The sequence below is a fragment of the Streptomyces sp. NPDC058964 genome, assembly GCF_042741275.1.
Taxonomy (GTDB): Bacteria; Actinomycetota; Actinomycetes; order Streptomycetales; family Streptomycetaceae; genus Streptomyces.
On record NZ_JBHYKH010000296.1, the window covers coordinates 1 to 11,136 of the forward strand.

At 71.7% G+C, this 11,136-nt stretch carries 8 protein-coding genes and 2 pseudogenes; 7 read left to right on the forward strand and 3 right to left on the reverse strand.

Features of this window, described 5'->3' with window-relative positions:
* The coding region (locus ACFW2E_RS29725) for a S1 family peptidase (protein ID WP_384470158.1) at positions 1–1,199 on the reverse strand (1,199 nt) is incomplete at its 3' end.
* 198 nt (positions 1,200–1,397) lie between these two features.
* On the opposite strand from ACFW2E_RS29725, the gene ACFW2E_RS29730 reads away from it, so the two are divergent.
* From ACFW2E_RS29730 to ACFW2E_RS29750, 5 genes are all read left to right on the forward strand, one after another.
* Positions 1,398–1,811 carry a PaaI family thioesterase gene (locus ACFW2E_RS29730; protein WP_384470159.1) on the forward strand — a complete coding sequence of 138 codons (414 nt, stop codon included), beginning with the start codon at positions 1,398–1,400 and terminating at the stop codon, positions 1,809–1,811.
* 454 nt (positions 1,812–2,265) lie between these two features.
* Positions 2,266–2,481: a type A2 lantipeptide gene (locus tag ACFW2E_RS29735; protein WP_384470160.1), complete on the forward strand. Its 216-nt coding sequence runs from the start codon at positions 2,266–2,268 to the stop codon at positions 2,479–2,481.
* 108 nt (positions 2,482–2,589) lie between these two features.
* Positions 2,590–3,396 (forward strand): HlyD family efflux transporter periplasmic adaptor subunit, encoded by an 807-nt coding sequence (locus tag ACFW2E_RS29740; protein ID WP_384470161.1) that lies wholly within the window; start codon positions 2,590–2,592, stop codon positions 3,394–3,396.
* Positions 3,393–5,615 (forward strand): NHLP family bacteriocin export ABC transporter peptidase/permease/ATPase subunit, encoded by a 2,223-nt coding sequence (locus ACFW2E_RS29745; protein WP_384470162.1) that lies wholly within the window; start codon positions 3,393–3,395, stop codon positions 5,613–5,615. Before ACFW2E_RS29740 ends, ACFW2E_RS29745 begins: the two co-directional genes overlap by 4 nt.
* 1 nt (position 5,616) lies before the next feature.
* Positions 5,617–8,469 carry an NHLP bacteriocin export ABC transporter permease/ATPase subunit gene (locus tag ACFW2E_RS29750; protein WP_384470163.1) on the forward strand — a complete coding sequence of 951 codons (2,853 nt, stop codon included), beginning with the start codon at positions 5,617–5,619 and terminating at the stop codon, positions 8,467–8,469.
* 4 nt (positions 8,470–8,473) lie between these two features.
* Here the strand turns inward: ACFW2E_RS29750 and ACFW2E_RS29755 are convergent, their stop codons facing one another.
* Both ACFW2E_RS29755 and ACFW2E_RS29760 read right to left on the reverse strand, forming a co-directional pair.
* Complete coding sequence (locus ACFW2E_RS29755) at positions 8,474–9,001, reverse strand: SRPBCC family protein (protein ID WP_384470164.1); 528 nt, start codon at positions 8,999–9,001, stop codon at positions 8,474–8,476.
* Positions 9,002–9,007: 6 nt separating this feature from the next.
* Positions 9,008–9,349: an ArsR/SmtB family transcription factor gene (locus tag ACFW2E_RS29760; RefSeq protein WP_384470165.1), complete on the reverse strand. Its 342-nt coding sequence runs from the start codon at positions 9,347–9,349 to the stop codon at positions 9,008–9,010.
* Positions 9,350–9,515: 166 nt separating this feature from the next.
* Here ACFW2E_RS29760 and ACFW2E_RS29765 point away from each other — a divergent pair.
* A pseudogene (locus ACFW2E_RS29765) lies at positions 9,516–11,010 on the forward strand (MFS transporter); the annotation flags it as partial.
* A pseudogene (locus ACFW2E_RS29770) lies at positions 10,984–11,136 on the forward strand (STAS domain-containing protein); the annotation flags it as partial. The pseudogenes ACFW2E_RS29765 and ACFW2E_RS29770, both read left to right, overlap by 27 nt.

Below are 11,136 nucleotides of genomic sequence, written 5' to 3' on the forward strand. Positions count from 1 at the left end.
GCGCCCTGGACCCCCGCCCCGCCCTCCACCCCCCGGGCCTCCCCGTCCCGGGGGGCGCCCCCCCCGCCGCCCAGGGTGGCGCCCACGGCCTCCAGGGCGGCGGTCACCGGCTGGAAGAAGGTCTCGCCGCCGTTGGTGCAGTCTCCGCTGCCGCCGGAGGTGAGGCCGACCGCGCCGCCGTCCTGGGTGAACAGGGAACCGCCGCTGTCGCCGGCCTCGGCGCAGACGTTGGTCTGGATGAGACCGGTGACCGTGTCGACGCCGTTGGGGTCGGTCTCGCTCTGGAAGTTCACCGTGGCGTCGAGGCCGGTGACCTGACCGTTGTGCAGGCCGGTGGTGGAGCCCATGCGGAAGACCGTCGTGCCGACGGTGGCGTCCACGGCCTGCTTGATCTGGACGGTCTGCCCGTTGCCGACGTTGACCTCGCTCGGCGCCTGGGTGCCGGCGTCGTTGTACTTGACGAGCGAGAAGTCGCCCGCGCCGGGGAAGGTGGCCTGGTCCACGGTGGCGATGGGCTGCCCGTTCTGGGAGTCCGACCAGTCCTTGGCCGCGACACCGCAGTGACCGGCCGTCAGGAAGGCGGGGCTGCCGTCGGACGCGGTGACGTTGAAGCCGAGGGAGCAGCGGACGGTGCCGTTCTGCACCTGGGAGAAGATGGCGTCGCCGCCCGACACGAAGGTCTTGAAGGTCCCGGCGGACTTCTTGATGCCGGCCATGCCGGAGCCGAGGCCCTTGACCGTCGACTCCAGTCTGCTCCACTTGGCGCCGGTGACGGTGCTGTCGGCGGTGACCTGGATCTTGTTGGTCCTCGGGTCGACGGCCCAGGAGGTGCCCGGGATGGTGGCCTTGGTCTTCAGGGTCCGCGCGGCGGCCGCGAGTTCGGCCGTGCTGTTCTGCACCTGCCGGACGACGGCGCCGGCCTTCTTCGCCTGGACGACCACGTTGCTGTCGCCGCTGACCACGTTCACGACGAGCTGCTGCTTGCCGCTGTCGTAGTAGGAGCCGGCGAAGTTGTCACCGAGGGCCTTCGCGATTTGCGAGGCGAGATCCGAGGCGTCCGTCGCCTTCAGGGTCTTGGGAGCGGCGGCGGCATCCGCCGAGGCGCCGTCCTGGGACGCGTTGGCGTTGGGCAGCAGAAGGGCCGCCGCTCCGAGCGCCGCGACACCGCCCACCGCTATCGCGGCCTTGCGCTTCGGCATTCGCTTGTGACTCAAACTTCTCGACCTCCAAGGGACGGGGTCTCTGCCGGGGTCCGGCAGCGGATCGGGGCGCCTGGATGGCTGTAGGTACGGACGGGTCACGCGCTGCGTTCAATTCCGTTTGCCAACTTGCTTTGTGCGACGGCGAATCGGCCACGCCTCGCGTGTCGGCGGGCGCGGCCGGGAACAATCCCCCATATGACGATGACCACGGCCGAAGCCGACAAGATCCTCTCCGCCAACTTCGCCCCCTGGGTCCTTGAACTCGGTCTGTCGGCCGTGGCTTTGGGCGAGGACCGTGCGGTCCTGCGCCTGCCCTGGTCCGACCGGCTCTCCCGGGAGGGCGGGGGTCTGTCGGGGCAGGCCCTGATGGCCGCGGCCGACACCGCGACCGTGATCGCCGTGTCGGCAGCGCGCGGCGGTTTCGTGCCGATGACGACGGTTCAGCAGTCGACGTCCTTCCAGCGGGCGGTGGCCGGTTCGGATGTCCTGATCGAGGCGGTGCTGACCAAGCTGGGCCGCCGGATGGCGTTCGCGGACATCACGATGACCGACGAGGGCTCCGGGCGGGTCGCCGCGCGGGCGAGCACGGTGTACGCACTTCTGGACTGACACGCTCGGCGATCGACCGAACACGGTCCGTCGCGACCCCGGGCCGGAATCCCCGCTTCAGGGAATCTGCACATTGAATACTCAACCAAGTCACCGGGTCCGGCGTATCTGCACAAGCGCGCGCCCCCTGCCGCGTCTTTGGCGCGGAGTGCCGGATTCGGCGTCCCGGGGGCAAGCGTCCGTCTGCGCCGATGCCGTGCGCCATGTGAAGGAGTCGCCGACAAGCCGTGCGCGCGCCTGCACCGATGCGGCCCACGAAGGCACAAGTGCGCAGGTGAGACGGCTGGTTGATTGGATGCGCGAGCCGCCTGCGTGCTTTGATCCATCGCACCGCGGGAGCCGCGAAGGGCTTCCGGAAACGGGCGCCCGGCGCCCGCGGTCGCGGCCGTCCACCTGTCATCGGAGGGGGCCGCTCTCCCCCTTGTGAGTTATCCATATGAAGGGAAGTTCCATCATGAACTCCACCCCCCAGGTCGAGACCGCTGAGATCTCCGACGCCGACCTCGACAACGTCTCCGGCGGCCTTTCCGTGAACGCCCTCGGCACCGTCACCGGCCTGGTGGACGGCGTCGCCCCGGTTTCCGGTCTGGTCAACACGGCCGTGGGCACCGTCGAGGGTGTCACCGGCCTGAACACCACGCCGGTCTCCGGCCTGGTCGCCGGTCTCTGATCGCACCTCGTCGCCGTTGAGTCCCGGAGCCGCCCCCCGGCGCCGGGACTCTCGGATGCCCAGAACCAGTCGCAGCGAAGTCTCTCCCACAGGTGAGGGAAGTCCCCCGTGCAGTTCCGCCAGCAGGCCCTCGCCAGGCTCCAGTCACCGGAAGAGCTCGACCTTCCGGTACGCCTCGCCCGCCCCCAGGGCTGGCTGGCGCTCTCCGTCACCGTCGTGGTGATGGCGGCCGCCTCCGTCTGGGCGGTGACCGGCTCGGTCGCCTCCACGGTGCGCGCGCCGGCCATCCTCACGTACGCGCAGGGCAGTTACATCCTGCAGAGCCCCGTCTCCGGCCAGGTCACCGCCGTCCTCACCGAGCAGGGCGAACGGCTCCCGGCCGGCTCGCCCGTCCTCAAGGTCCGTACGGCCCAGGGCGACTCAATCGTCCGGACGGTCTCCGCGGGCCGTGTCACCGCGCTCGCCGCCACCGTCGGCCAGATCATCCGTACCGGCACCGACGTCGCCGCGGTGGAGAAGGTCGCCCGTGCCTCCGACCCGTTGTACGCGACGGTGTACGTCCCCGCCCAGAACGCGGCCTCCATTCCCGCGGACGCGGCCGTCGACCTCACCGTGTCGGCGGTGTCCACGCAGCGGTACGGCGTGCTGCGCGGCCATGTGAAGTCGGTGGACCGCACCGCCCAGTCCGCCCAGTCGATCGCCGCCTTCCTCGGCGACAGCCAGCTGGGCGCACAGTTCACCGAGGGGGGCCGCCCCGTGGCCGTACTCGTCAGGCTCGACAGGGCGGCCGGCACCCGGAGCGGTTACCGGTGGTCGTCTGCGGACGGGCCGCCGTACCGGCTCGACTCCATGACCCTGGCCACGGGTTCGATCCGGCTGGCCGACCAGCGTCCCGTCGATTGGCTGCTCCCGTGACCACCGCCCAGGAAACCCGCGGCCGCCGGCGCGCCGCACCGGCCCGGCGCCCCGTCCCCAAGGGCCGGGGCAGGACCGTGCGCACGCCCACCGTGCTCCAGATGGAGGCGGTGGAGTGCGGCGCCGCCTCCCTCGCCATGGTGCTCGGCCACTACGGCCGCCATGTCCCGCTGGAGGAGCTGCGCATCGCCTGCGGCGTCTCCCGCGACGGCTCGCGTGCCAGCAACCTGCTCAAGGCCGCCCGCAGTTACGGACTGACGGCCAAGGGCATGCAGATGGACCTGGCCGCCCTCGCCGAGGTGACGGCCCCCGCCATCCTGTTCTGGGAGTTCAACCACTACGTCGTCTACGACGGCGTGGGGCGCCGCTTCGGCCGCCGCGGGGTGTTCGTCAACGACCCCGCCAAGGGACGCCGTTTCGTGCCCATCGAGGAGTTCGACGGGAGCTTCACCGGGGTCGTCCTCGTCATGGAGCCGGGCGACGGCTTCGAGAAGGGCGGGCGCAGGCCGGGGGTCCTCGGCGCCATGCCGGCCCGGCTGCGCGGCACCGCGGGCACCATGCCCGCGGCGGTGCTGGCCAGCCTGCTGCTGGTGGCGGTCGGCGCGGCGGTACCCGCGCTCAGCCGCACCTACATCGACATGTTCCTGATCGGCGGCCAGACGTCCCTGCTGGGCGTGCTGTTCACGTCGATGGGCACCTGTGTGCTGCTCACGCTGGTGCTCACCTGGCTGCAGCAGGCCAACCTGCTGCACGGCCGCATCATCTCCTCGACCCTCTCCAGCGCCCGGTTCCTGCGTCATCTGCTGCGACTGCCGGTGACGTTCTTCGCCCAGCGCAGCCCCGCCGACCTGGTGCAGCGGCTCCAGTCCAACGACGCCGTGGCCGAGACCCTGGCCCGCGACCTCGCGGCGGCGGGCGTGGACGCGGTCGTGGTCGTGCTGTACGCGGTGCTGCTGTACACGTACGACCCGCAGCTGACGTTCGTCGGCATCGGCGTGGCGCTGCTCAACATCGTGGCCATGAGGCTGGTCGTACGGCTGCGCGCGACCCGCACGGCGAAGCTGCGCGCGGACACCGCCCGGCTCACCAACACGGCCTACACCGGGCTGCAGTTGATCGAGACGATGAAGGCGACCGGCGGCGAGGACGGCTACTTCCGCAAGTGGGCGGGGCAGCACGCCACCACCCTGGAGGAACAGCAGCGGCTCGGGGTACCGAGCGCCTGGCTCGGCGTGGTCGCGCCGACCCTGGCCACCCTGAACAGCGGGCTCATCCTGTGGATCGGCGGCACGCGGGCGGTGGCGGGACATATCTCGGTCGGCCTGCTGGTCGCCTTTCAGGCGCTGGTCACCCGCTTCACCGCGCCGCTCACCCGGCTGAACGGCGTCGCGGGCCGCATCCAGGACTTCGCCGCCGACGTGGCCCGGCTGAAGGACGTGGAGAACTTCCAGGCGGACCCGCTCTACGCCCGCCCCGGCGCCGGCGACTCCACCCGGCGGCTGCACGGACACGTCGAGCTGGAGAACATCACGTTCGGCTACAGCCCCCTCGACAAGCCCCTCCTCACCGGTTTCGGCCTGACCGTCGGCCCGGGCCAACAGGTGGCGCTGGTCGGCGGATCGGGCAGCGGCAAGTCGACGGTCTCCCGGCTGATCTCGGGACTGTACGCCCCCTGGGAGGGCGTGATCCGCATCGACGGGCGGCGCCTGGAGGACATCCCGCGCGGGGCGCTCGCGGCCTCCGTCTCCTTCGTCGACCAGGACGTGTTCCTCTTCGAGGGCTCGGTCCGCGACAACGTGGCGCTGTGGGACCCGTCGGTCCCGGACGACGCGGTGGTGGAGGCGCTGCGCGACGCGGCCCTGTACGACGTCGTCATGCGGCGCCCCGGCGGGATCCACAGCAAGGTCGAGCAGGACGGCCGCAACTTCTCCGGCGGTCAGCGTCAGCGCCTGGAGATCGCGCGGGCGCTGGTCCGCCGGCCCAGCATCCTCGTCCTCGACGAGGTGACCAGCGCGCTGGACGCGGAGACCGAGCTGGTGGTCATGGACAACCTGCGCCGGCGCGGCTGTGCCTGTGTGGTGATCGCGCACCGGCTGAGCACGGTGCGGGACAGCGACGAGATCGTCGTGCTCCAGCACGGCACGGTCGTGGAGCGCGGGCGGCACGAGGCGCTGGTCGCGCACGGCGGCGCGTACGCGGCGCTGGTCAGGGAGCGGTGAGATGACGTCCGTTCAGGAAGGCGACCTCGTCCTCGGGGTACTCGGCTCGCTGGGCACGCCGATCGACTGCGGCGGTCTCAACCGCCTCGACCTGGCGGGCCCGCAAGTGCTGTGGCTGGTCGCGGCGGGTGCGCTGGACCTGTTCGCGGTGGATGCCGAGGAGCAGGGCCACTGGCACCACCTCGGCCGGCTGGAGGCGGGCTCGCTGTTGCTCGGACCGGTCGCCGGACCGCAGCACACCCTGGTCGCGCGCCCGGTGCGCGACTGCGTGGTGCACCGCATCGGGCTGCGCGAGCTGTACCAGCCGGCGCACACCCAGACCTGGTCGTACGACGAGTACGGCAATCCGCAGTACGTGCCCCCGACTTCGAGTCCGCTGGAGTACGCCCTCGCGCTGGGTGTGGGCCGCGGCCTGTCCGTCCTCTTCCAGGCGCCGATGGCCACCGAGCGGGCCGCCGAGAATGGGGGTGCCCCCGCGCGAGTTCGTTCGAGCGTGGGGGACGACGACGACGTGTTCTGGATGCAGGTGCCGCCGGGCAGCGTCCAGTACGGGTCGCTGTACGGCGCGGAGGCGGCCGCCGACCTGCTGATGGACCCGGCCGTGTGGCAGAGCATGGTCGACCAGCAGTACCGGCTGCTGACCACCCTGGACCGCTGGATCGAGCAGCTGGAGCGCACGCACGAGACCCGCACGGCCGCCGGGATCAAGGCCGGTGAGGCGGTCCGCGCGCAGGCCGACCGGACGCTGCTCGCGTCCATCGGCAGGGCGTCGGCGCGACGCACGACGGCCGCCGACGCGGATGCCACGTACGCCGCGTGCGGGCTGGTCGCCCGGGCCGCCGGGATCACGCTCGCCGGACCCGCGCAGAGCGGCACCGAGAGCGAGCGCCTCGACCCGGTCGAGCGCGTGGCCCTGGCCTCCCGGGTGCGCACGAGGTCCGTACGGCTGGACGGCCGGTGGTGGCGGGACGACGTCGGCCCGCTGGTGGGCCGGCGAGTGCTGTCGGGGGCGCCGGTCGCGCTGCTGTGGCGGCGTGGCGGCTATGTGGCGGTGCACCCGGCGACCGGCCGGGAGACACCGGTCGAGAAGGCCAACGCGGAGGAGTTCGAGCCGCGCGCGGTGATGTTCTACCGTCCGCTGCCCGACCGGCGGCTGGGCCCGCTCGGTCTACTCCGGTTCAGCATGCGCGGCACGCGCGGCGACCTGCTGAGTCTGCTGCTCGCCGGGCTGGTGACGGTGGCGATCGGCGCGCTGGTGCCGGTCGCCACCGGCAAGGTGCTCGGCGAGTACGTGCCCAGGGCCCAGCAGGGACCGATCGCGCAGGTCTGCCTGGCCGTGATGATCAGCGGTGTGGTGGCGGCCGCGTTCATGGTCCTGGAGAACCTGACCGTCCTCCGTCTCGAGGGGCGTGTCGAGGCGACGCTCCAGCCGGCCGTCTGGGACCGGCTGCTGCGCCTGCCGACGCGGTTCTTCACCCAGCGGTCGACGGGCGAGCTGGCCGGCGCGGCCATGGGAATCAGCGCGATACGCCGGCTGCTGGCGGGGGTCGGCCCGGTGGTCGCCCAGTCGGTGACCGTCGGCGCGATGAACCTGGGTCTGCTGTTCTGGTACAGCGTGCCCATGGCGTTCGCGGCGATCGGCATGCTCGTGGTCATCGCCGGTGTGTTCCTGACGCTCGGTCTGTGGCAGGTGCGCTGGCAGCGACGGCTCGTGGTGCTCGGCAACAAGCTGAACAACCAGGCCTTCCAGACGCTGCGCGGCCTGCCGAAGCTGCGGGTGGCCGCGGCCGAGAACTACGCGTACGCCGCCTGGGCGGGCGAGTTCGCGCGCAGCCGTGAGCTCCAGCAGAAGGTGGGCCGCATCAAGAACCTCACCACGGTGATGGGCGCGGTGTACCTGCCGGTGTGCACCCTGCTGATGTTCATGCTGCTGGCGGGCCCGGCGAAGGGGGTGATGTCGGCGGCGGCGTTCCTCACCTTCAACACGTCGGTGACGATGCTGCTGACCTCGGTCACCCAGCTCACCGGCTCGTTCGTCTCGGCCATGGCCGCGCTGCCGCTGTTCGAGGAGATCCGGCCCGTGCTGGACGCGACGCCCGAGGTGCGCACGGCGAGCACCCGGCCCGGTCCGCTGTCCGGGGCCATCGAGGCCCGCAGGCTGTCCTTCCGGTACGCCGACGACGGTCCCCTCGTCCTCGACGACGTGTCCTTCGAGGTGCGGCCGGGCGAGTTCGTGGCGATCGTCGGGCCCAGCGGCTGCGGCAAGTCCACCCTGCTGAGGCTGCTCATCGGCTTCGACCGGCCCGCGTCGGGCAGCGTGCTCTACGACGGACAGGACCTGGCGGCCCTCGACCGGTCGGCCGTGCGCCGCCAGTGCGGGGTGGTGCTCCAGCACGCCGAGCCGTTCACCGGCTCGATCCTGGACGTCATCTGCGGCACCGAGCCGTACACGCCGGAGGAGGCGATGGCGGCGGCCGAGATGGCGGGGCTCGCCGAGGACATCCGGCGGATGCCGATGGGCCTGCACACGATCGTCTCGGGCAGCGGTGCGGTCTCGGGCGGGCAGCGCCAGCGGCTGATGATCGCCCAGGCCCTGATCCGCCGCCCGCGCATCCTCTTCTTCGACGAGGCGACCAGCGCCCTGGACAACGACACCCAGCGCACGGTCATCGAGAGCACGCGCAAGCTCAACGCGACGAGGATCGTCATCGCCCACCGGTTGTCGACAGTGCTGGACGCCGACCGCGTCGTCGTGATGGAGAACGGCAAGGTCGCCCAGCAGGGGGCGCCCGCCGAACTCCTGGCGGACACCGGCGGCCGGCTGCACGAGCTGGTGCGGCGGCAGCTGGCGTGAGCGGTCAGCCGGGGTCGGGCACCGGGGCCCCGGAGGGGATGCCGGCGTCGAGGTAGGCGCGGTAGTACCCGTGCCAGTCGGCGGCGTCCTCGGAGTGCGGCCCCGCGTGCAGCTCCCCGCGGACCACGGCGTCGAGGGCCAGCAGGCACACCTCCCAGCCGGCGCCGTTGCGGGCCGCTGCGTTCCGCTCCCCGAGGACGTTGGTGAGCGTGAAGCGCGTGCGCCCGCCGTCCAGCGCTTCGAGGTCGAAGCGCACCTCGTCGCCGCCCCAGGTGAAGGAGAGGTGCCGGGGCTCGTCGACGGCGAGCACGGTGCCGGTGTCGTCCGCCTGGTGGGGGTCGCCGCTGAAGTGGACGGTGCCCCCGGCTTCCATCTCGATCCGGAGGCGGGACGGGAACCAGTGGACCGTCTCGCCCGGGTCGGTCACGAACCGCCAGACACGCTCCACGGGATGGTCGTAGGTACGGCTGAAGCGGACGGCCGCACGGCCGTCGTCCAGGGTCAGGTACGTGCCGGTGAGTTCGGCGGTCATGGCGGATCAGTCCTTCGAAGAGGGTTCCTTCGGGTCGTCCGACGCCTCGTCGAGGCGGTGCCCCAGCGCGTCCAGGCTCGCGTTCCACAGCCTGCGGTACGGGACCAGCCAGGCGTCGAGTTCGGCGATCGGCGCCGGGTCCAGGGCGTAGACGCGGCGCTGGGCATCCTGTCGCACCTGCACCAGACCGGCCTCACGCAGCACCCTCAGGTGCTTGGAGGTGCCGGGCTGGCTCAGACCGCATGCCTCCACGATCTCCCCGACGGACCGGGGCCGCTCCAGGAGCAGCGCGACGATGACCCGCCGGTGCGGGTCGGCGAGGGCGGCCCAGAGCGCGGAGTCGGACATGGAGTCAATATGCCTCAGTAGTTATATGCCAGTCAAGGAATACAGGCTGGACCACTAACGAAACTTTGCCGTTTCGCCGAATGTGGCCCGCCTCGATGTGTACGAAACAGTTTCGTTTATGAGTTGTTCGCCCGTACCCGGACTTCTTTCCCCGGAGTGGTTCCCCATGCCCCAGAAGACGCTGACCGAGGACGCCCGCACAGGCGCCCCGGCACAGGCGGAGCACAGCGCCCCCGCCAAGCGGTGGTGGATCCTCGCGGTCATCGCCGTCGCGCAGCTGATGGTGGTCCTCGACGCCACGATCGTGAACATCGCCCTGCCCTCCGCCCAGGCCGACCTCGGCTTCTCCGACGGCAACCGGCAGTGGATCGTCACCGCGTACGCCCTGGCCTTCGCCTCGCCCCTGCTGCTCGGCGGGCGGACAGCCGACCTGTTCGGCCGCAAGCCCGCCTTCCTGGTCGGCATCGTCGGGTTCGCCGGCGCCTCCGCGCTCGGCGGGGCGGCGACCGGATTCGGGACGCGGGTCACCGCGCGCGCCCGGCAGGGCGCCTACGGCGCGCTCCTCGCGCCCGCCGCGCTGTCGCTGCACAACACGACGTTCACCGACGCCCGGGAACGGGCGCGCGCGTTCAGCGTGTACGGCGCCGGCGCCGGCGGTGCGGTCGGCCTGCTGCTGGGCGGCGTCCTGACCGACGCTTTCGACTGGCGCTGGACGCTGTACGTGAACGTGGCCATCACGGTCGTCGCCTTCGCGGGCGGGTGGATCCTGCTGAGCAACCACCGCGACGCCGCCGGCTCCAAGCTCGACGTACCCGGCACGATCCTCGTCGCCACCGGCCTGTTCTCACTGGTCTACGGCTTCTCCAACGCCGGGACCCACGACTGGGGTTCGCCGCTGAACTGGGGCTTTCTGATCGCGGGCGGACTGCTCCTGGCGGCCTTCGCCTGGTGGCAGACCCGGGCGGAACACCCGCTGCTGCCGCTGCGGATCCTGCTCGACCGCGACCGGGCGGCCTCGTTCGTCGCGGTGCTGGTCACCGGCGCCGGCATGTTCGGCGTGTTCCTCTTCCTCACCTACCACCTGCAGCTCAACCTCGGCTTCAGCCCCACGAAGACGGGTGTGGCGTTCCTGCCGATGGTGGGCGCGCTGATGGTGATGGCGCAGCTCGGCACCACCGTCCTGCTCCCCCGCATCGACCCGAAGGCTGTCATCCCGCTGGGCTTCGCCGTCGCCACGGCCGGCATGGCCTGGCTGACCGGCATCGGCGTCGGCTCCCACTACGTGAGCGCGGTGCTGCCCCAGCTGGTCGTCATCGGTCTGGGCCCGGGCCTGGTCATGCCGCCCGCGATGCAGCTGGCCACCGGCGGGGTGGCGGCCGAGGACGCGGGTGTCGCCTCGGCGACCGTCAACGCCATGCGGCAGGTGGGCGGTTCGATCGGTACGGCCCTGCCGAACACCCTCGCCGCCAGTGCCGCGACCGACTACCTGACCGGCCGTGAGGCGACCAGCAAGCTGGTCCGGGCGCAGGGACCATCGAGAGCTACACACCGCGTTCTGGTGGTCGGCGGGCCTCTTCGCCGCGGGCGCGCTGATCGCGTTCCTGCTCTACCGGCGGGGAGTTCCGCGGCAGGACGCGACCGCCTGGCCGGAGGCCGACGTACTGGTCGACCTGCGGTCCGTGGAGTTCTTCGACTGCTCCGGGCTGCGCGCGCTGTGCCGGGCCGAGGCGAGGGCCCGGGAGCGCGGGGGCCGGCTGCGGCTGGTGGGCGACGGGCCTCGACTGGGC